This window comes from Bacillus sp. KS1 (assembly GCF_020075515.1).
Lineage (GTDB): Bacteria > Bacillota > Bacilli > Bacillales > Bacillaceae > Bacillus > Bacillus velezensis.
In genome coordinates this window covers 237,939-261,157 of record NZ_JACAWW010000004.1, presented here as the reverse complement: position 1 = coordinate 261,157, position 23,219 = coordinate 237,939, and the positions used below count along the sequence as shown (strand labels likewise).

20 protein-coding genes are annotated in these 23,219 nt (G+C 48.2%); 9 read left to right on the top strand and 11 right to left on the bottom strand.

Annotated elements, in window-relative coordinates:
* Window positions 1–100 precede the first annotated feature (100 nt).
* Window positions 101–772 carry a DsbA family protein gene (locus HWY38_RS01680; protein ID WP_032876501.1) on the top strand — a complete coding sequence of 224 codons (672 nt, stop codon included), beginning with the start codon at window positions 101–103 and terminating at the stop codon, window positions 770–772.
* Window positions 762–1,181, top strand: a complete 420-nt coding sequence (locus HWY38_RS01675; RefSeq protein WP_007410015.1) for a disulfide oxidoreductase — start codon at window positions 762–764, stop codon at window positions 1,179–1,181. The genes HWY38_RS01680 and HWY38_RS01675 overlap by 11 nt, the downstream gene beginning before the upstream one ends.
* A 33-nt stretch (window positions 1,182–1,214) precedes the next feature.
* Here HWY38_RS01675 and HWY38_RS01670 read toward each other — a convergent pair whose 3' ends face one another.
* Complete coding sequence (locus HWY38_RS01670) at window positions 1,215–2,015, bottom strand: zinc-dependent metalloprotease (RefSeq protein ID WP_007410016.1); 801 nt, start codon at window positions 2,013–2,015, stop codon at window positions 1,215–1,217.
* A 222-nt stretch (window positions 2,016–2,237) separates the two neighbouring features.
* Here HWY38_RS01670 and HWY38_RS01665 point away from each other — a divergent pair, with 222 nt between their 5' ends.
* From HWY38_RS01665 to HWY38_RS01645, 5 genes are all read left to right on the top strand, one after another.
* Entirely contained in the window at window positions 2,238–2,846 is a 609-nt protein-coding gene (locus tag HWY38_RS01665) for a trimeric intracellular cation channel family protein (RefSeq protein WP_032876509.1), read from the top strand.
* A 191-nt stretch (window positions 2,847–3,037) separates the two neighbouring features.
* A complete protein-coding gene (helD, locus tag HWY38_RS01660) occupies window positions 3,038–5,353 on the top strand; it encodes an RNA polymerase recycling motor HelD (protein WP_224181132.1) in 2,316 nt (771 codons plus the stop codon).
* Between the two features lie 174 nt (window positions 5,354–5,527).
* Complete coding sequence (locus HWY38_RS01655) at window positions 5,528–7,336, top strand: assimilatory sulfite reductase (NADPH) flavoprotein subunit (RefSeq protein WP_224181131.1); 1,809 nt, start codon at window positions 5,528–5,530, stop codon at window positions 7,334–7,336.
* A 27-nt stretch (window positions 7,337–7,363) separates the two neighbouring features.
* Window positions 7,364–9,079: an assimilatory sulfite reductase (NADPH) hemoprotein subunit gene (gene cysI, locus HWY38_RS01650; RefSeq protein WP_224181130.1), complete on the top strand. Its 1,716-nt coding sequence runs from the start codon at window positions 7,364–7,366 to the stop codon at window positions 9,077–9,079.
* 348 nt (window positions 9,080–9,427) lie between these two features.
* Complete coding sequence (locus HWY38_RS01645; protein ID WP_224181129.1) at window positions 9,428–11,443, top strand: Na+/H+ antiporter; 2,016 nt, start codon at window positions 9,428–9,430, stop codon at window positions 11,441–11,443.
* Between the two features lie 36 nt (window positions 11,444–11,479).
* Here the strand turns inward: HWY38_RS01645 and HWY38_RS01640 are convergent, their stop codons facing one another.
* The gene (locus tag HWY38_RS01640; protein WP_224181128.1) at window positions 11,480–11,965 is read right to left on the bottom strand and encodes a stress protein; all 486 of its coding nucleotides are present in this window, start codon (window positions 11,963–11,965) and stop codon (window positions 11,480–11,482) included.
* Between the two features lie 221 nt (window positions 11,966–12,186).
* Here HWY38_RS01640 and HWY38_RS01635 point away from each other — a divergent pair, with 221 nt between their 5' ends.
* Window positions 12,187–13,017 (top strand): aldo/keto reductase, encoded by an 831-nt coding sequence (locus HWY38_RS01635; RefSeq protein WP_007410023.1) that lies wholly within the window; start codon window positions 12,187–12,189, stop codon window positions 13,015–13,017.
* Between the two features lie 32 nt (window positions 13,018–13,049).
* Here HWY38_RS01635 and HWY38_RS01630 read toward each other — a convergent pair whose 3' ends face one another.
* The 7 genes from HWY38_RS01630 to modA form a co-directional block, all read right to left on the bottom strand.
* On the bottom strand, window positions 13,050–14,195 hold the full coding sequence (locus tag HWY38_RS01630; protein WP_224181127.1) for an ABC transporter permease: 1,146 nt from the start codon (window positions 14,193–14,195) through the stop codon (window positions 13,050–13,052).
* Window position 14,196: 1 nt separating this feature from the next.
* Window positions 14,197–15,291: an ABC transporter permease gene (locus tag HWY38_RS01625; RefSeq protein ID WP_224181126.1), complete on the bottom strand. Its 1,095-nt coding sequence runs from the start codon at window positions 15,289–15,291 to the stop codon at window positions 14,197–14,199.
* 23 nt (window positions 15,292–15,314) lie between these two features.
* On the bottom strand, window positions 15,315–16,250 hold the full coding sequence (locus tag HWY38_RS01620) for an ABC transporter ATP-binding protein (RefSeq protein ID WP_015240573.1): 936 nt from the start codon (window positions 16,248–16,250) through the stop codon (window positions 15,315–15,317).
* 119 nt (window positions 16,251–16,369) lie between these two features.
* The gene (locus tag HWY38_RS01615; RefSeq protein WP_024085790.1) at window positions 16,370–17,473 is read right to left on the bottom strand and encodes a sensor histidine kinase; all 1,104 of its coding nucleotides are present in this window, start codon (window positions 17,471–17,473) and stop codon (window positions 16,370–16,372) included.
* Between the two features lie 5 nt (window positions 17,474–17,478).
* A complete protein-coding gene (locus tag HWY38_RS01610) occupies window positions 17,479–18,126 on the bottom strand; it encodes a response regulator transcription factor (RefSeq protein WP_224181125.1) in 648 nt (215 codons plus the stop codon).
* Window positions 18,127–18,220: 94 nt separating this feature from the next.
* On the bottom strand, window positions 18,221–18,904 hold the full coding sequence (gene modB, locus HWY38_RS01605; protein WP_088461657.1) for a molybdate ABC transporter permease subunit: 684 nt from the start codon (window positions 18,902–18,904) through the stop codon (window positions 18,221–18,223).
* On the bottom strand, window positions 18,885–19,682 hold the full coding sequence (gene modA, locus HWY38_RS01600; protein ID WP_029325841.1) for a molybdate ABC transporter substrate-binding protein: 798 nt from the start codon (window positions 19,680–19,682) through the stop codon (window positions 18,885–18,887). Before modA ends, modB begins: the two co-directional genes overlap by 20 nt.
* A 117-nt stretch (window positions 19,683–19,799) precedes the next feature.
* Between modA and HWY38_RS01595 the strand changes: the two genes are divergently transcribed.
* Window positions 19,800–20,726: a substrate-binding domain-containing protein gene (locus HWY38_RS01595; protein WP_044801810.1), complete on the top strand. Its 927-nt coding sequence runs from the start codon at window positions 19,800–19,802 to the stop codon at window positions 20,724–20,726.
* 30 nt (window positions 20,727–20,756) lie between these two features.
* Here the strand turns inward: HWY38_RS01595 and HWY38_RS01590 are convergent, their stop codons facing one another.
* Complete coding sequence (locus tag HWY38_RS01590) at window positions 20,757–22,613, bottom strand: LTA synthase family protein (RefSeq protein WP_224181124.1); 1,857 nt, start codon at window positions 22,611–22,613, stop codon at window positions 20,757–20,759.
* A 42-nt stretch (window positions 22,614–22,655) separates the two neighbouring features.
* Window positions 22,656–23,138 carry a metal-dependent hydrolase gene (locus HWY38_RS01585; RefSeq protein WP_003151759.1) on the bottom strand — a complete coding sequence of 161 codons (483 nt, stop codon included), beginning with the start codon at window positions 23,136–23,138 and terminating at the stop codon, window positions 22,656–22,658.
* Window positions 23,139–23,219: the final 81 nt, after the last annotated feature.

Below are 23,219 nucleotides of genomic sequence, written 5' to 3'. Positions count from 1 at the left end.
TTTTTCAGGGTTTTCTTAAACAAGGTTGTCTTGGTAAAATAGAGAAGCGGGCCATCCGGCATCCGCTTCTTTTTTATTTTAAAAACAATGAGGTGTCTGAGTGAAAAAGAAACAATCGTCTGCGAAATTTGCGGTGATACTGACGTTAATCGTTGTCGTTTTATTTGCGGCCATCGTAATTATTAACAACCAAACGGAAAAAGCGGGCGAAACAGTCGCCGAACAGCCTTCCATTAAAGGACAGCCCGTGCTTGGCAAAGACAGCGCGCCTGTTACGGTAGTTGAATTCGGAGATTACAAATGTCCGTCATGCAAAGTATTTAACAGCGATATCTTTCCGAAAATCAAAAAAGATTTTATCGATAAAGGCGACGTGAAATTTTCATTTGTGAACGTCATGTACCACGGAAGCGGCTCGCGTCTGGCGGCTCTTGCTTCAGAAGAGGTGTGGAAAGAAGACCCGGCATCATTCTGGGCATTCCATGAAAAGCTGTTTGAACAGCAGCCGTCAAGCGAACAGGAATGGGTCACGCCTGCATTGCTTGAAAAAACGGTCAAAAGCACCGCGAAAAAGGTTGATCCTGACAAGCTGAAGGAAAACCTTGATAAAGAGACATTTGCAAAAGAGCTGAAAGCTGACACTGACCTGAATGATAAATTAAACATTACGGCGACACCGACGATTTACGTAAATAACAAAGTGATTAAAGAATTCTCTAACTATGATGAGATTTCAAAAACGATTAAGAAAGAGCTGAAAAATGAAAAATAGAATCGTATTTTTATATGCTTCTTGGGTGATAGCTCTTGCTGCCATGCTCGGCAGCCTATATTTCAGCGAGATCAGAAAATTCATACCGTGCGAGCTGTGCTGGTATCAAAGAATTCTCATGTACCCGCTTGTCCTGATTTTAGGAATCGCCACCTTTCAGGGTGACACGCGCGTGAAAAAATATGTGCTGCCGATGGCCGTCATCGGCGCGTTTATATCGATCATGCATTACCTTGAGCAGAAGGTGCCCGGTTTCAGCGGCATCAAGCCGTGTGTCTACGGCGTGCCTTGCTCATCTGAATATATTAACTGGTTCGGTTTCATTACCATTCCTTTCTTGGCATTGACGGCATTTATTCTCATTATTATCTGCATGTGTTTTGTCAAAACGGAACGCACGGCAAAATAAAGAGCCTGCTCCATGGGAGCGGCTCTTTTTCTATTATTTGTACCAAGCTTTGTTTGTCGCAATCTGTCTGTTATGGGAGCTGTCCCAAATATCAACGGAATAGGCATAATCATAATTCATGACGCAGCGGATGCCGCTGCCTTGGGCGTCATGCTGAAGTCCGAAGTTATGGGAAAACTCGTGCTGTGCCGCTTTCGCCGTGTTGGCCGTTCCTTGATCAAGGTTCACGCTGAAAGCCGGGCCGCTCGGTTTGCCGTTATATACATACGCGATACCGCCGGCGTCAAAACTTGATTTTGCGGTAAAACCGACGACAAAATGATAATTTTGATTTCTGAAGCTGCCTTGGAGATTCGATAAAATCTGAGAACTGTTTGAGCCGGAAGAATTCCAAGCCTGCACGGCCTGTACGACGAAATCAATGTTGTGATCACGGTTAAAAGCGACATCCGCCTGCTCCACGATCTGGACGATTCGCGTTTGCCAGTCGCTGTATTTGGCGCGGTATTCAGCGTCCGCCACCGCCAAAACTCTGACCTTCTGAGAGCCCGTGCTGGCTTTAGTTGAGGCTTTATCCTGACTGACATTGGCATTAAATCGTTTCGTGCCGACCTGCTTTCCGTTTTCATCCAGAATTTTTGTGTCAACCGTCTGTTCAACTTGGACCGGGCCCTTCAAATCTTTAAAATGATCGGCTTTCGGAAGCGGGTCCGTATACACCGTTTTCGCCGGCTCCGCATGAGTGTGCGAATGCGTATGGCTTTCGGCTGACGGCAGGCCGGGAATTAATCCGGCGGCCAATAAAACAGGAAAAACAAGTGAACTGATTTTCATCTCATAACCCCCTTTTTGTTAGAGAAAGTATTCAATGAAACTTCCAATAAACCTCCCAAAATAGTATAAAATAGGTAAATATTCTTGCTCCCAGCCGTTGCGGGTGGGGTTGTCCCGGGTTAGGAATCAGAATCTTTCAAAAATAAGGTTGATTTTAAGAGAAAGCGATTATAAAATCTAATGGTCGTCAGAAAATTTAACAAATAAAAAGGAGCATATGGAATGGCCTGGGAGCTGCTTAGTGTAATCGGCATCATTGCGTTTGCGGTCAGCGGAGCAATTGTTGCGATGGAAGAGGAGTATGATATTTTAGGCGTATATATTTTGGGGATTGTAACGGCGTTCGGCGGTGGAGCCATCCGAAACCTGCTGATCGGTGTTCCGGTCTCCGCCTTGTGGGAGCAAGGCGCGTTTTTTCAAATCGCTCTCGCATCAGTTACGATTGTCTTTTTGTTTCCGAAGCTGCTGTTAAGACATTGGAGTAAATGGGGCAACCTATCCGATGCCATCGGGCTTTCGGCGTTTGCCATCCAAGGCGCTTTATATGCCGTGAAAATGGGCCATCCCCTCAGTGCGGTGATTGCGGCAGCGGTGCTGACCGGCAGCGGGGGCGGCATCATACGGGATTTGCTCGCGGGCAGGAAGCCGCTTGTGCTCAAGGCGGAAATTTATGCAGTCTGGGCCGCGCTCGGAGGGTTAATCGTCGGCTTGGGCTGGCTGGGAAATTCGTTTGGGTTGTACGTTCTGTTTTTCGTGCTTGTTGTTTGCCGCGTTTGTTCCTATATGTTTAAGTGGCAGCTGCCAAACCGTTCTTTTCGTTTAGATAACTAACATCAAAAAAACCGATTTCAAAGCGAAATCGGTTTTTTTGCATATAAATAACCCATATCTTGATTGATATTGGGTGAATGTGCTAAGATGAATTGTATTTGCCTATTTTATTATATATTAACTATATGTATCCGATTTTATTTTACAGTATTTCGTATGTGTTTGTCAACTATTTTCTGGAGGTGCCGTTCATGAATCAGCAGGATAAGGAATGGAAGGAAGAGCAGTCAAGAATAGATGAAGTGCTGAAGGAGCTCCGCAAAAAAGAGCGGTCTCTGGAAGCCTCATCGGGCGGATTAAAGCAGGATATTGTGGGCTTGAGAAAAACGTTTTGGAATGATGTCACCGTGAATATGGATGATGCCCATGAAGCGGCTGAGACATTTTCAAGCATTAAACAGCAGGCGGAAATGCTTTCAGAACGTGAACGGACGCATCGGCTTCAATACCGGCAGCTTCAAAAAATCCAAAAGCTGAAAACCTCTCCTTACTTCGGCCGTGTCGATTTTACGGAAAAAGGAGAGCCCTCTCCCGAGCGGATTTATATCGGGCTGACTTCTTTGATGGATGAAAACAACGAGCAATTTCTCATTTATGATTGGCGCGCACCCATCTCATCTCTCTACTATCAATATTCCCCGGGAAAAGCCCGCTATGAAGTTCCGGAAGAAACGATAGAGGGAGACATCACACTGAAGCGGCAGTTTATCATTAAAAACGGGACGCTTAAAGCGATGTTTAACACGGATATGACGATTGGTGACGAAATGCTGCAAGAGGTGCTGAGCGGTCATTCCGGACAGCATATGAAAAACATCGTGTCAACCATCCAAAAAGAACAGAACGAAATCATCCGGGATGAAAAAAGCAAATATCTCATCGTTCAGGGAGCCGCCGGGAGCGGGAAAACATCCGCGGCGCTTCAGCGGGCCGCTTACTTGCTGTACCGCGGGCGCGGGGTGCTTGATGCCCGTCAGATTGTATTGTTTTCCCCGAACATTTTGTTCAACAGTTATGTGTCCGCCGTATTGCCGGAATTGGGAGAAGAGAATATGGAGCAGGCCACCTTTCAGGAATATATCATCCGCCGGCTCGGACGAAAGTTTGATTGTGAAAGCCCGTACGAGCAGCTTGAATATTGCCTGACTGAACAAAATCAGGACGCACTTTCCGTAAGGCTCGCAGCCATTGCTTACAAAGCGTCACCAGCTTTTCAGGCCATGATTGACCGCTATGCCGGCTCGCTTTCCGGCTCGGGCCTGATGTGTAAACAGATCAGCTTCCGGGGAGACATCCTGATTTCAAAAGAACGGATTGAAGCCTATTTTTATTCGCTTGATCAGCAGCTGCCGATTCCGAACAGAGCGGAGCTGACGGCGGAATGGCTTCTCGCGGAAATCAGCGCTCTCGAAAAAAAGGAGCGTAAGAAGGAATGGGTCTTGCAGGAGAGCGAGCTGCTTGATAAGGAAGACTATGCCGAGGTTTATCAAACACTCAAGAAGCAGGCGGCAGATGATGAACCTGCATTTGACGACCATCAGCGCGAACAGCGCCTGCTCGGCGCCATTATTGTCGGCAAAGCCTTTAAACCGATTAAGCAGGCCGTCAGACGGCTCGGCTTTCTCGATATAAAACGGATGTATCTCCGGCTGTTTTCAGACTGGGGAGCTTATGAAAAGCCCGATTATTGGGAGGGCATCGGCGCTTTGACCAGAAACGCATTTGCAGAACGGTCACTTCCGTATGAAGATGCCGCTCCGTATCTGTATTTGCAGGATCTGTTAGAAGGAAAAAGAAAAAACACACAAATGAAGCACGTCTTCATTGATGAAGCGCAGGATTATTCCCCATTTCAGCTCACGTATATTCAAAGCATCTTCCCAGCGGCAAAGATGACGGTGCTCGGTGATGTCAGCCAGTCGATTTATGCCCACACCATTACGGGCCCTTCTTCCCTCGCCGGCGGCTTTCGCAATGGTGCAGAAAAGTATGTCAGCCTGAAACGGACTTACAGATCGACGCGGCAGATTGTTGAATTTACGAAAGCGCTGCTGGCTGACGGCGATGACATTGAGCCTTTTAACCGGAACGGGGAAAAACCGCGTGTTTTGCGGACGGATACAGAAAAAGCGCGGCAGGAACAATTGGCGGATACAATCCGGGAGCTCAGACAAAAAGGCTGGGAGACGGTCGCCGTCATCTGCAAAACGGCCGCGGAAGCCAAAAAAGTATTTCAGGCGGTCAGCGCCGGGAGCGGTGTCCGTTTGATCAATAAAGAAAACCAGCCTTTTCAAAAAGGGGTATGCGTCATTCCCGTGTATTTGGCAAAAGGCATTGAGTTTGACGCCGTCATTGCCGCTGACGCCTCTGCTGCCCAGTACAAAAGCGAACATGACCGTAAGCTGTTATATACGGCCTGTACGCGCGCGATGCATCATCTGACCGTATTGTCTCCGGGAGAACCCTCTCCTTTTATAAAAGAAGTGCCCGCCGGCTTATTCGTGTAAGCCCTTTGCCAAGTGCAAAGGGCTTTTTATCATTAGTAATCTTAATCATTGTCATCATGATTATATATTTTACTTACATACAAACTTTCGGTAAAGTTTCAATTAGAATATTATTTTGACAATTCCTATAGAAATAACGTACGTTACGTTTAATTCCTTGTGAGGTGGATATCGTTGCAACTTCAGGTCATGAACAGTCCGTTTAATCAGGAGCAGGCAGAGCTCCTTAACCGCCTTCTGCCGACCTTGACAGAATCACAGAAAATCTGGCTGAGCGGTTATTTGGCTGCGGCCCGGTCCGAATCCGGTGAAACAGCCGCACCCGCTGCTCCGGCTCCAGCAGAAAGCACGGCAGTTTCAAGAGAAGTGACCGTATTATACGGATCGCAAACGGGAAATGCGGAAGGTCTTGCGAAACAGACGATAAAGACGCTTGAGGAACGGGGATTCCAGGTCACCGTCGCGTCGATGAACGATTTTAAGCCGAATAATCTGAAAAAAGTAAACAATTTACTGATCGTGGTGAGCACGCACGGAGAAGGCGATCCGCCGGATAACGCGCTGGCTTTTCATGAATTTCTTCACGGCAGACGCGCGCCGAAGCTTGAAGCGCTCCGTTACTCCGTTTTGGCGCTCGGGGACAGCTCGTATGAATTTTTCTGCCAGACTGGCAAAGAGTTTGACGAGCGTCTTCAAGAGCTCGGCGGCACCCAGCTTGCGCCGCGGGTTGATTGCGATCTTGATTATGATGAGCCGTTTTCGGAATGGCTTGACGCGGTCATCGGCGGTTTGAACGAAGGAGCGGGAAATCAAACAGCCGAAGCGCCTGCCGAGACGCCGGCTCTCGGTGAATCCGTTTATTCCAGAACGAACCCGTTTCGGGCGGAGGTTCTTGAGAACATCAATCTGAACGGACGCGGTTCGAATAAAGAAACACGCCATCTCGAGCTTTCGCTTGAAGGGTCGGGCCTCGCGTATCAGCCCGGAGACAGCCTCGGCATCTATCCCGAAAATGATCCGGCGCTCGTTGATGAGCTGATCAATGAGCTGAAATGGGACCCAAAACAGGAAGTGGCGGTGAATAAACAAGGAGAGCGTCTCCCTTTGAAAGATGCGCTTACTTCTCATTTTGAAATAACCGTCTTAACAAAACCGTTCCTGCAAAAGGCCGCACAGTTTACGGCTGACCAAAAGCTGAGTGAACTTCTGGCCGAAGGAAACGAAGAACAGCTGAAAGCGTACATCAACGGCCGTGACCTGCTTGATCTCGTCCGGGATTTCGGGCCGTGGGAAGCTTCCGCCGAAGACTTTCTTTCCATCCTGCGTAAAATGCCGGCCCGGCTCTATTCGATCGCAAGCAGCTTAGAAGCGAATCCGGAAGAGGTGCATCTGACAATCGGAGCGGTCAGGTATGACGCGCACGGCAGAGAACGAAAAGGCGTCTGCAGCATTCTGTGTGCGGAAAGACTCCAGCCGGGAGATACGCTTCCGATTTACATTCAGCACAACCAAAACTTCAAGCTGCCGGACAATCCGGATACACCGGTCATTATGGTCGGGCCGGGGACAGGCATCGCGCCGTTCCGTTCCTTTATGCAGGAGCGTGAAGAAACCGGAGCTGAAGGGAAAACATGGCTGTTTTTCGGGGATCAGCACTTTGTCACTGATTTTCTGTACCAGACGGAATGGCAAAAATGGCTGCAAAACGGTGTTCTCACAAAAATGGACGTCGCTTTTTCCCGGGATTCAGAAGAAAAAGTATATGTGCAGCACCGCATGAAAGAACAAAGCAAAGAGCTGTATGAATGGCTGCAGCAGGGAGCCGCCGTATACATCTGCGGTGATGAACAGCATATGGCGCATGACGTGCACCAGGCGCTTCTCGATATTATTCAGGAAGAAGGCGGCATGAGCCGTGAAAAAGCGGAAAGCTTCCTGGCAGACATGCAGCAGAAAAAACGCTATCAGCGTGACGTATATTGATTTTGGTTTGAAAGGAGCTTATTCAGCATGGTGAACAACATTTTAAAAGCGCCGGAAGGCCCTCCAAGTGATGTTGAGGAAATTAAAGAAAAAAGCGATTATTTGCGCGGCACATTGAAAGAAGTCATGCTCGACCGGATTTCGGCCGGCATCCCCGACGAAGACAACCGGCTGATGAAGCATCACGGAAGCTACTTGCAGGATGACCGCGATCTCCGTAATGAACGTCAAAAACAAAAGCTTGAACCGGCTTATCAGTTCATGCTGCGCGTTCGGATGCCAGGCGGCGTGTCAACTCCGGAACAATGGCTTGTCATGGATGAACTGGCGCAAAAATACGGAAACCATACATTGAAGCTGACAACGCGTGAGACGTTCCAAATGCACGGAATTTTAAAATGGAACATGAAAAAAACGATTCAGAAAATCAATGCGGCGCTGCTTGATACCATTGCGGCCTGCGGAGATGTCAACCGAAACGTCATGTGCGCTTCAAATCCGTACCAGTCTGAAATTCATGCGGAAGTATACGAATGGTCGAAGAAATTGAGCGATGACCTTCTTCCGCGCACGAGAGCCTATCATGAAATCTGGCTTGATGAGGAACGTGTGGCGGGCACTCCTGACACGGAAACGGAACCGATGTACGGGCCGCTGTACCTGCCGCGGAAATTCAAAATCGGAATCGCCGTGCCTCCGTCCAATGATATCGATGTCTTTTCTCAAGATCTCGGCTTCATTGCCATCGTGGAGGAAGGCCGTCTTATCGGATTCAACGTTGCAATCGGCGGCGGTATGGGAATGACGCACGGCGATACGGCCACTTATCCGCAGCTTTCAAAAGTCATCGGCTTCTGCAAACCGGAGCAGCTGTATGATGTAGCGGAAAAAACCATTACGATTCAGCGCGATTACGGAAACCGTTCCGTCAGAAAGAACGCCAGATTCAAGTACACTGTTGACCGTCTCGGGCTGGAAAACGTAAAAGCCGAGCTGGAAAACCGCCTCGGCTGGCAGCTGGATGAAGCGAAACCTTATCATTTTGACCATAACGGCGACCGTTACGGATGGGTGAAGGGTATAAAAGGGAAATGGCACTTTACGATGTTTATCGAAGGCGGCCGCGTCACGGACTATGAGAATTATAAGCTGATGACGGGATTGCGTGAAATCGCCAAAGTCCATACGGGAGATTTCCGTCTCACCTCTAATCAAAACCTGATTATCGGCAATGTCTCGAGCCAGAAAAAGAATCAAATCAGCGCATTAATCGAGCAATACGGTCTGACAGACGGCCGGCAGCATTCCGCCCTCCGCCGCAGTTCAATGGCTTGCGTCGCGCTTCCGACATGCGGGCTCGCCATGGCCGAAGCCGAGCGGTATCTGCCGAAATTGATTGATAAGATTGAAGACATTGTTGACGAAAACGGGCTGCGGGATGAAGAAATCACCATCCGTATGACCGGGTGCCCGAATGGCTGCGCCCGCCATGCGCTTGGCGAAATCGGATTTATCGGAAAAGCGCCCGGAAAATATAATATGTATTTAGGAGCGGCGTTTGACGGCAGCCGTTTGAGCAAAATGTACCGGGAAAATATCGGTGAAGAGGAAATCCTGAGTGAGCTTCGCACCATTCTCCCGCGCTACGCGAAAGAGCGTGAGGAAGGCGAACACTTCGGCGATTTCGTCATCCGCGCGGGTATCATTAAAGCGACGACAGACGGCACGAATTTTCACGAATAAGATGAGCACTTAAAGCCAAGGATAGAGACACACTGGCGGTGCGTTCTCTATCCTTTACTAAGCAGCATAAACGCTGCACCGCGTCATGAAACGGATGACGCAGCTTGCGAAAAAGCCTGTTTTCAGAGAAAACAGGCTTTTTCTTTTTCCGGAAAAAATGTAGCTGAAGGCAAAAAAAGTTCGCCGTGAGCACGTTATGAGAAATTTTAAATAAAAACGGGTAAAATAAAAGAAGAATGGTTGCGTGCGGAAAATATATTGAATCTGCCCGATCATCGGCTCCGGCCTTTGGCAAAGGCAGAGAACAGGCAATAATGATATGATGCAGCAGATGAAGGAGGTCATGCTTTGGACATATTTTTATTCGTACTCGTACTTTTAACCATCATCGCGATCTCAAATATCGTAAATCGGTTTGTCCCCTTTATCCCGGTGCCTCTGATTCAGGTGGCGCTCGGTATCATTGCGGCGTCATTTCCGCAGGGGCTTCATTTTGAACTGAATACCGAATTATTTTTTGTTTTGTTTATCGCTCCGCTGCTTTTTAACGATGGAAAACGGACGCCGCGTGCGGAACTTTGGAATTTAAGAGCGCCGATTTTGCTGCTTGCGCTCGGGCTCGTGTTTGCCACGGTGATTGTCGGCGGTTACACGATTCATTGGATGATTCCGAGCATTCCGCTGGCTGCCGCGTTCGGGCTGGCGGCGATACTGTCACCGACTGACGTTGTCGCAGTCAGCGCGCTGTCAGGGCGAGTGAAGATGCCAAAAGGCATTCTGCGTCTCCTTGAAGGAGAAGGACTGATGAATGACGCATCCGGCCTGGTCGCTTTTAAATTTGCGATTGCGGCTGCCGTGACGGGCGCATTTTCGCTGGCGCAGGCCGCCTTCAGTTTCGTTCTGATTTCAGCCGGCGGTTTACTCAGCGGTGTCGTCATTTCTTTTTTGATTATCCGTTTCCGGCTGTTTTTGCGCCGACTCGGCATGCAGGATGTCACGATGCATATGCTGATTCAAATTCTGACGCCGTTTGTCATCTATCTCGCGGCTGAAGAAATCGGCGTTTCCGGCATTTTAGCTGTTGTGGCCGGCGGCATCACGCATGCGGTGGAGCAGGACCGTCTTGAATCAACGATGGTCAAACTGCAAATCGTCTCTTCAAGTACGTGGAATATTATTTTGTTCATTCTGAACGGTCTTGTTTTCGTTATTTTAGGTGCGCAAATACCGGATGTGGTTTCTGTCATCTTTAATGATACCGCGTTTAACAATATGATGGTCATCGGGTACATTATCGTCATTACGCTGACGTTAATGATTCTCAGGTTTTTGTGGGTGCTGTTTTTTTGGAACGGCAAGTGGTTTTTTAACAAGGATCAGAGCATTTATAAACCCGGCCTGCGCTCGACCCTGCTGATTTCGGTTTCAGGCGTCAGGGGAGCGGTCACGCTTGCGGGTTCCTTTTCCATTCCTTACGTGCTCTCTGACGGCTCACCGTTTCCTGAACGGAATTTGATTCTCTTTTTAGCCGCGGGTGTTATTATGTGCACATTGGTACTGGCGACAATCGTACTGCCGATTTTGACAGATAAGCCGGAAGACAATGTGAAAGAGAAGAAAGTCAAATTGCTGACAGCGAGACGGAAGCTGATAAAGGCTGCCTTAACGGCCATTAAAGAAAATATGAATGAGACAAACAAAACGGCTTCTTTTGCGGTTATTGCCGAATACAATGAGAAAATGAAAAATCTCAGATTTCAGCAGTCCACCGTCAAAAACCGCACGAAAAAAGATGAGCGGAAAGTCCGCGCCCAAGGGATACAGGCTGAACAGGAAGAACTGCTGCGGCTGATTGAGCGGGGCGAAATACCGGAAGAAACGGCAGACAGCCTTCAGGAACGGTTTGATGAACTGGAAGTGCTGTATACGAATCCGTTTAAAGTCGGCTTATCTAAGAAAAAGCTGAAACGCCTGATGTACTGGATCTTTTTCGGTGAACAAAAAAAGCCGGAAATGTCGATTTTAAATGAAGAAGGCCTCATCCGCACCACAAGGGTTAAAACGGCAAAAGCGGCCATTGAAAGCCTGAAAAAACACATGACTGAAGAAAATAAAGAGGTGACGCTTGCCGTCATTTCCTTTTACAATCACTTGATTTTCAGGCTGGGGCACTCGTATCACGAACAGAGTCCGACCCGCCGTTTTGAAAATCAAAAACTCGAAATCAAACTGCGGGCCGTGCAGGCCATCCGCAACGAAATCCAAACATTATTCGAAGAGCGGGAAATTTCCCGCGATATGTCACATGAGCTTCGCCAATACATCAATGATGTGGAAGCGGCCATGCTTGACGGAGGTGAATAAAAAAAGTCCGGCATCTGTTCGCCGGACTTTTTTTGATTACGGACGATGGAATTCGACGTGATCGCCGTCGCGGTCAAACCAGCCTCTGAAGGCCCAGTTGATCCAGCCGCCATCACCTTTGTTGGTGAAGCTTCCGTCTTCAAACACCCAAATGCCGTACGTGATGCCGTCATAAACGGCGGAACCGTAAAACTGAACGCCGTTAAAATGATCTTCATATTCCTGGCTTAAATTAAACACCATGACGTTATATTTTTGTCCGGAAGCGTAGAATGAAGATTCCATTAAGTTTTTGACGAAGCCGTCACGGTTTTGCGCCGACTTAATCGCGTCAGCAATCGAATTGCCGATGCCGAGCAGGTCAACGTCAATGTTTAATCCGACATCTTTTGCTGAGACATCTGATGTTTGCTGCGCCATGTTTTGAGGGACCGGGGGTTCTTTTGCGGATACAAAGGACAGAGGAGTCAGAGACAAAGCGGCGCCAAGGGCAACGGACATCGGGATACGCATACGTTTCATATGATTTCCTCCTTCAATTGTGTGGTGGCTACAGTAGCGATTTACCCGGACAGTTACCCGGTTAACCTGAATTTTTGAAAAATAGGAAAATAATAACGTCAGTGGTGCTTGGGCACTAAAGATGGTTTTTGTGATAACGATGAGCGTATAATTGGTTTCTTACAGCGGAAATGTGAGATAATAATAACCGTTTACATAATGACTAGAAAGGATGGTTCAACGTGGCAAAAAGCTTAAAAGATACTGTAAAGCTTCATAATGGCGTTGAAATGCCGTGGTTCGGCCTTGGCGTGTTCAAGGTGGAAAACGGAAGCGTAGCGGCGGACTCCGTCGAAGCGGCAATCAGAAACGGCTACCGCAGCATTGATACGGCGGCTATTTATAAAAATGAAGAGGGTGTCGGTGAAGGCATCAGAGCTGCGGGCGTTGCCAGAGAAGAGCTGTTCATCACGTCAAAAGTGTGGAATGAAGATCAAGGATACGAAACGACACTTGACGCGTTTGAGAAAAGCCTTGAGCGCCTCGGCCTCGATTACCTCGACCTTTACCTGATTCACTGGCCGGGCAAGGATAAATATAAAGACACATGGCGCGCTCTTGAAAAGCTGTACAAAGACGGCAAAATCCGCGCCATCGGCGTCAGCAACTTCCAAGTGCATCATTTAGAAGAGCTGCTGAAAGATGCTGAAATCAAGCCGATGGTCAACCAGATTGAATTCCACCCGCGCCTGACTCAAAAAGAAGTAAGAGATTTCTGCAAAGCGCAGGGCATTCAAGTGGAAGCTTGGTCTCCATTGATGCAGGGACAGCTCCTCGATAACGAAGTGCTGTCTCAAATTGCGGAAAAACATAACAAATCGGTTGCTCAAGTGATTTTGCGCTGGGATCTTCAGAACGAAGTCGTTACCATTCCGAAATCGATTAAAGAGCACCGCATCATAGAAAATGCCGATATTTTTGATTTCGAACTTTCACAGGAAGAAATGGAAAAGATCAGCGCATTGAACAAAGACGAGCGTGTCGGCCCGAATCCGGACGAGCTTCTGTTCTAAGAAAAAACAGCCCTTGATGGGGCTGTTTTTCTTTACATAAATGTCTGTGTCTGACGTTTTACGCTGAACCTGTATGCGGCTATTAATAACAGGGCGGCGGCGAAGGCTCCCAAAATGATGACGTTCAGCATCAGGCTTTGGAACGTGCGGCCGTGCTGCAATTGATCGACCGTATCGAGCACCCAGCGCTGAGGCAGAAATTCGGCGATTGTCTGCACCGTTTTCGGCATAATATTGCTCGGAAAGAAGCAGCCGGCGAGCAAGCATGTCGGCACGACGATCAAATTCAAAAGCGCCGATGTTGAAGCGCTGCTGTTGGAAAAACCGACGGCAATAAAGGCGATTCCGATCGCGCTTAATGCAAACAGCATCATCAGGATGAACAGCTGCCACAGCGGGAATGACGGATGAATATGAAAAGCGGCGCCCATAAAGAGAACGGCGAATAGAATTTGGACGGCCATGATAATGATATTCACCGTCGCGTTTGCCAGTACATACTGCTTTGATGTGATCGGCGTTGACAGAAGCCTGTAGTACGTCCTGTTTTCCCGCTCTTTAATCATCAGTTCCGTCAGGTTGCCGGCGGAATAGAGCATAATGATAATGAGATACCCGATGACTGAGTAGGTCATTTCTTTATGGTTCGATGTATCTTGTAAAACAGCGGACTCCGTTTGAATGGGAGAATGCTTGAAATCGGCGTACATCGCCTGAAAGGCTTTCGCGTCTCCGCCGGAAGATTTGCCGATTGAGGCGGCGCTGTTCATATAATTGTACAAATAAGAGCTGATATATCCGGTGACCTGGGCGCCTTTCAGCGAAGTCATGCCGATGTGAGCCGGTTTCCCGTCTTTTACGCTTTGGGAGAAGCCTTTTTCAAACGTAATGAGCGCCTCCATTTTTCCTGAAGCGATCTTGGATGAGGCGGACGCAGCCGTTTCCTCCGAAATCTTCACATGATCCAGTCCTTTTAAAAACGTGACCGTATCCTGTGCCACTTCTCCGCCGTCCTGATTGAGAATGCCGATATTGAGCGTTTCGGCTCCGCCGTTGGCATTGGTCATGAAGGAGAGGAAGACGCCGATCAGCGGAGCCCCGATATAAAGAATGAGCTGTTTTTTGCTTTTTGTAATCCCTTTGAGAGTGTGCGCAAACAGCCACCAGAAGTTTTTCATATTACAGTCCCTCCCGTCTTTGAAACGTAAATGCGGCGATCAGCAAAAAGAGTGCCGCCAATGCTGTATTTAAACCGAGTGCAGGCCATGCCGCTGATACATCATTTGCGTAAATGATGTTGTTAATCGCCTTATTGATCCAGGATAAAGGCGACAGGGCGGAAATTCCTCCGCCTTCATATTTGTAATAGGCGCCGCCGATAATGGACATCACCTGAACGATGATGACGGTGATTAATCTGGCGCTTTCGGGTTTTCTGGTCAAATAGCTCAGGCTGAGCCCGAAGCTGACGGCCAAAAGAATTTCAGAAACGAGAATCAAAAGCACAAGGCCCATGTGGCTGCCCCAATTCGCTTTTAAGATAAATTTGCTGAAGGCGACAACGGCAAGAATCGTCAGAACATTCACAGCCAAAATGCCGAGCATCTTTCCGAGAAAGATATCGCTTTTCCGGAGCGGGGCGGCGATCAGGCGATCTGCGGTGTGCCGTATTCTTTCCCCGCGGAATAAGCTGCTTGCAAAAATCGAGGCGTACAGCCCGATCATTGTCGTCATGGATATCGCGTAAAAATCTTTCGCTTTCGGTTCTTTCGTTTTGTGTAAAGACGTCTGCTTCATATAATCGCTTTTGATTTGTCCGGCGGAAGGCGTCTTATGCGCCTTGTAAGCGGCGGCGCCTGCTTTGTATTGATTGGTAAAAGCGGTCAGCATGCCTTGGACGATCGTGCCGTTTATGCCGCTCCGGTCATTTGTAAAGACTTGAAAACCGGTGTTTTTTACAGTGACGAAAGCATCCGCCTGATTTTCTCGAACCTCGTTTTTGCCTTTTGCCTCCGTGTCCGCTTTTTGAAAATAGACATGCTCTTTTTTTGCGGCTTTCATAAACTCAGTAAAATCATGAGAAAGAGGGCCGTTTGACTGGTCCGTATATACAACCTTGATGTTCCCGACCGTCACCTCTGAATCAAAGGCGTTTGATAATGCCGCAGTAAAAATCAGCATGAAGACGATCGGAAAAGCAAGCATGAAAATAAAAGTCCGTCTGTCGCGGAAGCTGATTTTGATTTCTTTCCCGGCGATGTGCAGAATATTCATTTGCAATCCTCCTTTCAGTGAGGTCAGTCGCGCAGGCTTCTGCCTGTCAGCGTGAGAAATACCGTTTCTAAGTCAGGGGCCTGTTCCTGCAAGGAGCGGATTTCAATTCCTTTGTCCATGAAGTACCGGATCAGGCGGTTTAAATTGTTGACCCCTGTGTCAGAGCTGATTTTCACGCTGTTTTCTTCCAGTGCGGCGGCTCTGACGCCGGGCAGCTCCTGAATATCGCCGAGGCTGATGCCGTTTCCGGATGACAGCTCAATCACGACGTCCTTCGTGTCGGTAATGATGGAAGTCAGCTGTTCTTTTGTGCCTTCTGCGATGACTTTTCCGTGGTCGATGATGGCGATGCGCGTGCATATTTCTTCCACTTCCTCCATGTAGTGGCTCGTGTAAATGATCGTGCAGCCCATTTCATTGAGCTTTTTCACTGATTGCAGAATATAATTTCTTGATTGCGGATCAATGCCGACCGTCGGTTCATCCATGATGATCAGTTTCGGCCGGTGGGCAAGGGCGCAGGCGATATTAAGCCGGCGTTTCATTCCCCCGGAAAAATGCTTCGGCAAATATTTGTGTTTATCGCTCAAGCCGACGAATGTCAGGGCTTCCTCGACCCGTTCTTTCAGAGCCGCCCCTCTCAGGCCGTACAGACCTGCGAAGAACTTCACATTTTCATAGGCGTTTAATTCCTCGTAAATCGCGAGGTCCTGAGGGACGATGCCGATATTCATTTTCGTTGCTTTGCTATATTTGAAAATATCTTTTCCGAGAAACAGAATGTCTCCGCCTGAAGGTTTTAAAAGACCTGAGATCATATTGATCGTCGTGCTTTTTCCGGCTCCGTTTGCGCCGAGAAACCCGAAAATCTCACCTTCTTTTACGGCAAGCGACATCTGGTCAACGGCGGCATAATCACCGAATTTCTTACTCAGCTGTTTGAGCTCCAAAATGTTCATGTTTCCACCTCTATGTCTTATGATGCTCTTATTATAAAAAAAAGAATGAACGGCCGTTAGTGCAGCTGTTCATTCCTTTGACATGAGAATCTTCATATTTTTCACATGAAAACATTCACTTATTCAACCGGAAGCAATGTCGTGACGGAAAAACCGGCCGTGCCGTCAAAAATAACGGTTCCGTGCAGGACGGCCGCCCGTTCTTCCATACCGAGCATGCCGAGGCCTTTTTTAAAGCGGACAGCGCCGTTTCCGTTATCTTTCACTTCCGCTTTCACGGCTTTATTCAGCACATGGATATCAATGAAAATCTGCGTGGCATCGGCGTATTTCATCGCATTGGTTAAAGCTTCGGTTACGTTTTCCTGAATGACTCTCCAATGCATTTGCGTCAGCCTGTCCAAATCGCCTTGATGCGTAAACGGAACCGGCATCCCGTTTTTGGCCGAAAATTCATCAATAAACGTTCTTAATCTGTGAATGCCCATTTGTTCAGCGGGCGGTTTCATATTTTTCAGCGTTATGCGGATATCCTCTATGCCCTCTTTGGAAATGGTAATGGCGTTTTGGAGCAGTTCAGCCGCTTTGTCCGGATGGGAGCCGAGCATCCGCTTCGCCGCTTCCATCTGAATGAGCGCGCCGGTCATGGAATGGCCGATTTTGTCATGGATGGCTTGGGACAATCTGTTTCTTTCCTCGAGTTTGCCGGTGTACTCCGATTGTTTGATATATTCTGTGCTGCTGTGCAGCTGTTTCGTCAGTTTTTCAATGCTTGAGCGCATGCTGTCCGACTGTTCTTCATATTTCTTCAGCCGATTGCCGGACCGGGCGGCCAAAACGAAAATCGCCAGACAGAACAAGGTTATGACGATATAAGTCGGAAGGTCGCCGTACGGGATAAATAAAAACGGCAAAAACACGAGCAGGCAGAACACATAGCGGTGAACCGGATATTCGGCAAGAACCGCAAAAATGGCGGGCGGCAAAAGAAACAGAAACGCCGGATGGCCTAAGGCGGAAAGCCAAGCGGTCAATGCCAGCGTCATGAGGGTGATCCCGCGCCTCCAAGCGGGCGGCCTGATCATGCAGACCGCGATGCCCAAAGACAGATAAAGCAGCAGAAACAAGACGGCGTACGGCGTGTAAGGGCGGTCTGCCGATACGAACAAAAAAGCCGTATAAAAAATGGCGATCAGTCTGCTCATCAGCATCCAAAAATCCATACCGTTCAACGCCCGTTATCCACCTTCCCGGTGATATAAAAAATGGCAATCTGCGTTCTGTGCTCAAGCCCCGTTTTCCCTAAAATAGATGAAATATAATTGGCCGTCGTCCCTTCAGAAATGAAAAGCTGTTTTGAAATTTCCCTGTTCGACAGTCCTTTCGCAATAAGCGACATGATGCTGAGCTCTCTTTCAGTAAACTGGCTTTCATCAATCTGATGCGCGGCTTCCGCCGGCCGGGAAAGGCTGTCTTTTATTTTATCCAGTACGGTGTCCTGAAGAATGCTGTGCCCGTTGAAGACGCTTTTGATCGCATCGCGGATCCGTTCCGGTTCGGTATTTTTTAATAAATATCCTTTCGCGCCGTTTTTAATCGCTTCTAAAATATACTCATCGTCGTCAAATGTCGTCAGGATCATCGGCTTCGTATCCGTTTCCTCCGCGATCCGTTTTGCGGCTTCGACGCCGTTCATCACCGGCATGCGGACGTCCAACAAGGCGATATCGACGGGATTGTGTTTACAATACTCTGCCGCCTCGAGTCCGTTTTCCAACGTTGCCGATACAGTAAATTCCTCATATGTATGCAAAATGATTTTCATTCCTTCTCTGATGAAAGAATTATCATCCGCGATAATGACATTAATCTTCATGGCCGCACCCTTTGTGTGTTTTTTGTTTCATTATATACCATCCGATTTTAAATCAAAAAGCCTCCCGGCGAAAGGTGCGCGGAAGGCGGAGCGGTCAAGCGGGTTTTTTCAATTGGATGAAAAACAGCATCAGAAAAGAAATGATCACAATACAGATCACCCACACCCAGGCGAGTGTTTCATTGCCGGAGTCCATCGCGACGTAAATCGCTGTCGGCAGCGTTTGGGTGACGCCGGGAATATTTCCCGCAAACATTAAAGTCGCCCCGAATTCACCTAGCGCCCTTGCAATACTGAGAATGCTTCCGGTCAAGAGGGAGGGAAAGGCAAGCGGGACGGAAATACGGGTGAACACCTGCCACCTGCCGGCTCCGTCTACTTTCGCCGCTCCCTCGATGTCGGCATCAACCGCGGCGAAGCCCGTTTTAGCGGACTGATACATAAGCGGGAAGGCGACAATGGCCGAAGCGATCACCGCGGCCGACCACGTGAAAATGACGGGCTGGTGAAAAATCCGCTCAATCGCCCGGCCGAAAAAGCTGTGTTTTCCGAAAATGATAATGAGAATGAAGCCGACAACGGTAGGCGGAAGAACGAGCGGGAGCATAAACAGCGTCTCCACAGCCGTTTTTCCGGGAAATCGCGCTTTCGCCATCCAGGCGCCGGCAAGCGTTCCGAGAATGATGACGGCGATGCCCGACGCCAAAGCCACCTGAAACGACAGTACGACTGGGGTGAAAAATTCCGAAGCCGTAATGTTACTTGGCAGTAAATCCATATTTCTTAAACACTTTCATCGCTTCATCCGACTGCAGATACTGATAAAACGCTTCTGCTTCTTTACGGTGCTTTGTATCCTTGACAATGCCGAGCGGATACACGATCGGATCGTGCGTTTTCGCCGGCGCTTCATCGGTGATTTTCACCTTTTTCGAAATCAGCGCGTCTGTTTTATAGACAAGCCCGGCATCGACATTTCCGGTTTCAACATAAGAAAGCACCTGCCGCACGTCTTTTGCATAGACGACTTTATCTTTTACCTTGTCCCACAGGGATAATGCCGTCAATGACTGTTTGGCGTATTGTCCGGCCGGAACGGATTCAGGTGTGCCGAGCGCGATTTTTTCCGAGCTGTCTTTTTTCAGGTCATTCAGGTGTGTCAGGTGTGCGCTGTTTTTCTCAGGCACGATCATGACGAGATCATTTTTCAAAAGATCCGTGCTGTCCTTTTTATCGATATCTCCGTCATGAACGAGCTTTTCGAATTTATCTTCGGCTGCCGAGAAGAATAAATCAGCTCCCGCGCCTTGCGAAATTTGTTTTTGCAATGTGCCTGATGATCCGAAGTTGTCTTGAATGGTTACGTTTGAATGTGATTTTTCGTAGTTGGTCTGGATTTCTTCAAGTGCATCCTGAGCGCTGGCTGCCGCAGAAACGGTGAGCGTGACTTTTTCGTTTTGTCCGCCTTTGGACGATTGTCCGGATGAGCAGCCCGCAGTTGCGAGGAAAACGGCCATAGCCGCAGTTGTGAGTAGTGTCGCTTTCTTTTTCAACATTGTGCACCCCTTATAGCTAAATATCATTAGATCAAACTAATTATAACGCAATTGTACGTGATGGTGCGGTTTTTTTTCAATATCTGAACAGTTATAATAAAAACGGAGCGTGATAATATGACAGAAGCCACTTCCTATACAATAGAAGAAGTTGCGGGCCTTTTGAAGGTCTCCAAACTGACAGTATATGATTTGATAAAAAAAGGACTCATTCCGGCGTACAGGGTCGGAAGACAGATGAGGGTCGATGAAGAGGACTTAAAACAATATAAAGCAAACATGAGAATGTCAAAAAAGCCATCCGCAGCAGAAGCGCCTGACCCGTCCCGCGGGCGGGAGCCGGAAAAAAGGCAGTCCGTTATCATCAGCGGGCAGGATGTGTCGATGGACCTCCTCAGCAAACAGCTGGAACAAACAATACAGGCGGCTCCGCTCCGTAAGTACAGCGGCAGTTTGAACAGCCTGATCGAGATGTACCGCGGGGCTTGTGACATCGTCAGTCTGCATTTGTACGATGGGGAGACGGGGCAGTATAACATCCCGTATGTGAAGCGCATTCTTTCAGGGGAGCCGTTTGCGCTTTTTCATGTCGTACTTCGTCAGGCCGGATTATATGTGAAAAAGGGCAATCCGCTGAACATTCAGGGCTTTCAGGATTTGAGCCGAAAGGATGTCCGTATCGTCAACCGCGAAAAAGGATCAGGCGCGAGGGTCCTGCTGGATGAACAGCTCAGATCATTCGGCATTACGCCGAATGATGTCGCCGGCTACCATGACATTGTCACGGATCATCTGTCAGCGGCTTCACAAGTATCAAGCGGAAAGGCGGATATCGGAGTCGGGTCGCAGCATGCGGCGCATATGGCAGGCACGGACTTTATCCCGGTGATCAGTGAACAGTACGATGTGGTTGTGTTAAAACAAAACCGGGAGCTTGTTCAAAGCGTGCAGGACATCCTCAATTCTGAGGAATTCAAGTCTCAGCTTTCTCAATTATCCGGATATGATACGAAAATGACCGGACGGCTCATATATGAAACATGAAAAATCCCTCCATATAACGGAGGGATTTTTTTATTGCTTATAAAACCGCAAAAGGTCGCCGTTTAATATTTTATCGGAAAGCATCAGCTCTTGTTCCGCTTTTTCTTTCTCATCGCTGCACGCGCTCATGTCAGAAAGCGGTTCGCCCGTTTTACGGCTGTAACACGTATTTTTCGTATAAATATGATCATCCGTGATAAAGCTGCCGTTTCTCAGCACTGCAAACGGGGTCCGCTCTCCGGAAAACAGATCATTGCCGAACTGAATGCTGCCTTTCGTTTCAATGCCGAGCAGGTGAAGCAGCGTCGGCCTTACATCAACCTGTCCCGCGGCGGAAGCAATCGTTTCCGGCTCACGGTCGGTCACCCCGGGAATATGAATGATAAACGGCACGCGCTGAAGCTGAACCGTATCAAACGGAGTGATTTCCTCTTTCCCTAATAATTCGGCAAGTCCTTGATTATGGGCTTCGGATATACCGTAATGATCTCCCATCAGGACGATCATCGTGTTGTCATACAGGCCTTCTTTTTTCAGCTTCTTGAAAAAGTGTTTCAGGGCCTCATCTTCATAGCGGACCGTCGTCACATAGCGGTTTAATAACTCGCTGCTTGTGTCCGGTTCCTCAATGAGCTGATCCTGTTTTTCAATTTCAAAAGGAAAATGGTTGGTCAAAGTAAGCAGGCTAGCGTAAAACGGCTGCGGAAGCTTCTTTAATTTTTTCGCTGACTGTTCGAGAAACTCCTTATCCTTCAGGCCCCAGCCTGTTGAATTTTCCTGTGTCACCTTAAATTCATCCGCATCGAAAAAACGGTCAATTCCGAATGCCCCGTACATCTCATCCCGGTTCCAAAAGGCCTTATGATTGGCATGCAGAACGGCTGAATAGTATTGATGATCTTTTAACATATGGTACATCGTATTGAACCGGTGGCCGCTTTTTGTGAAAAAAACGGCGCCGCTTGAGGACGGATACAGCGAATTCGCAGCAATGAATTCTGAATCTGAGGTTTTTCCCTGTTCAGTCTGCTGATAAAAATGAGTGAAGTCATAACTTTTTTTCCGCAGTTTATTTAAAAACGGGGTAATCTCCCGTCCGTTGACCCGCTCATCCATTACAAAACGCTGTGTTGATTCGAGCGTAACAAAAATCACATTACGCCCCTTGGCAAGCCCGAATTTTGAATCGGACGGCCTGCTGTAGTCGGCTTGAGTGTAATTTGCGACCGCCGCAAGGCTGTCTTCATCAGCAAACGCTTTAGCCCCTGCATTCAGCGTCTGCGAAATGGTGTCATACAAATGAAAGTGGAACAGGCCGATTCCTTTTACGAGCGCTTCACGATCAAAAGGGTGCTTGAACAGCTTCGGCTGCTCGGCCTCAGACAGTGCGAGGTTGCACAGCATGAGGCCGGCTGATGCCCACGCATACGCTTTAACGGTACGGGCGCCCGCTTTTCCTTTATCGGCTTTATGCCTTTTACCAAGGTAAAACAAAACCGCAATATCCAAAAATAAAGCGATGTAAAGCGGGTGAAACAGCTCTTGGACGCTGCTCCCCATATCGCCCATATTGCTCGCCTGAAACAAAACCGGTATGGTGATAAAATCGATATAAAACCCGTAAAACACCGTATTCGCGATTAAAATTCCCGTCAGCACCACATTCGCCGCAAGCAGAAAGATCCGCTGTTTTTTTTCTGTCAGCAGCAGGGCGATGCCGAACAGCGGCACAATGAAGCTCAGCGGATTAATGAGAAGCAGACATTCCTCAAGAACCGAATTGTTCTGCAGATCAAAACCGAGCTTATAAACGGCATAGGTTTTCATCCACATGAACAGGATGGACAGGCATAAAAACCGATGATTGCTGAAAAAGGTTTTCTTCATATGTATGACTCCTCACCCTAAAAGCGAAAAGACGCTTTTTGTTTAAGAGATGCGGCCGTGAACCAGTTCGTATAAATAATAGCAGGATACAATCGTTAAGCCGGCCAGCACAAGCTGCTCCGAAAAGCTCCCCGTTCTCATATAAAGGGGAAGACGGAAGCGGATGGCGGACGGAAACAGCAGTTTAATGCCGTTGACGGTCCATGCGTCAAGCACAAGATGGCTCGCCATTCCGATCATCAGTCCGGCGGAAATGCTCGGATTCGGAATATAGGTTGCCGTAATGAAAAACATAATAAGCATAAACAGCAGGCTGTGTGTAAACGTTCTGTGGCCGAACACCGTGCTTACGATTTTGGACAGAACGGGCAGCGTCCTGCCGATTTTGCTTTTCGTATGGCATATGTCGGGAATCAGCGCCCCGAGGGCACCCGCTGAGGTCATAAGGACCGGATCATACCCGTAATAATACGCAATTGCGGAACAAGAAGCGATGCCTCCCATGATGTGTGTTTTTCCTGTCATTTTTCGCTTCTCCTTTTTATTTTTGCCAAAATCCCCTGAATTACAAATATATCAAGAGAATGCATGTTTGATCAACAAACT

Coding starts and splice junctions, on each gene's coding strand:
- HWY38_RS01675 (WP_007410015.1), top strand. CDS start 762: ATGAAAAATAGAATCGTATTTTTATATGCTTCTTGGGTGATAGCTCTT.
- HWY38_RS01670 (WP_007410016.1), bottom strand. CDS start 2,015: ATGAAAATCAGTTCACTTGTTTTTCCTGTTTTATTGGCCGCCGGATTA.
- HWY38_RS01665 (WP_032876509.1), top strand. CDS start 2,238: ATGGCCTGGGAGCTGCTTAGTGTAATCGGCATCATTGCGTTTGCGGTC.
- helD (WP_224181132.1), top strand. CDS start 3,038: ATGAATCAGCAGGATAAGGAATGGAAGGAAGAGCAGTCAAGAATAGAT.
- cysI (WP_224181130.1), top strand. CDS start 7,364: ATGGTGAACAACATTTTAAAAGCGCCGGAAGGCCCTCCAAGTGATGTT.
- HWY38_RS01640 (WP_224181128.1), bottom strand. CDS start 11,965: ATGAAACGTATGCGTATCCCGATGTCCGTTGCCCTTGGCGCCGCTTTG.
- HWY38_RS01630 (WP_224181127.1), bottom strand. CDS start 14,195: ATGAAAAACTTCTGGTGGCTGTTTGCGCACACTCTCAAAGGGATTACA.
- HWY38_RS01625 (WP_224181126.1), bottom strand. CDS start 15,291: ATGAATATTCTGCACATCGCCGGGAAAGAAATCAAAATCAGCTTCCGC.
- HWY38_RS01620 (WP_015240573.1), bottom strand. CDS start 16,250: ATGAACATTTTGGAGCTCAAACAGCTGAGTAAGAAATTCGGTGATTAT.
- HWY38_RS01615 (WP_024085790.1), bottom strand. CDS start 17,473: ATGGATTTTTGGATGCTGATGAGCAGACTGATCGCCATTTTTTATACG.
- HWY38_RS01610 (WP_224181125.1), bottom strand. CDS start 18,126: ATGAAGATTAATGTCATTATCGCGGATGATAATTCTTTCATCAGAGAA.
- modB (WP_088461657.1), bottom strand. CDS start 18,904: ATGGATTTACTGCCAAGTAACATTACGGCTTCGGAATTTTTCACCCCA.
- modA (WP_029325841.1), bottom strand. CDS start 19,682: ATGTTGAAAAAGAAAGCGACACTACTCACAACTGCGGCTATGGCCGTT.
- HWY38_RS01595 (WP_044801810.1), top strand. CDS start 19,800: ATGACAGAAGCCACTTCCTATACAATAGAAGAAGTTGCGGGCCTTTTG.
- HWY38_RS01590 (WP_224181124.1), bottom strand. CDS start 22,613: ATGAAGAAAACCTTTTTCAGCAATCATCGGTTTTTATGCCTGTCCATC.
- HWY38_RS01585 (WP_003151759.1), bottom strand. CDS start 23,138: ATGACAGGAAAAACACACATCATGGGAGGCATCGCTTCTTGTTCCGCA.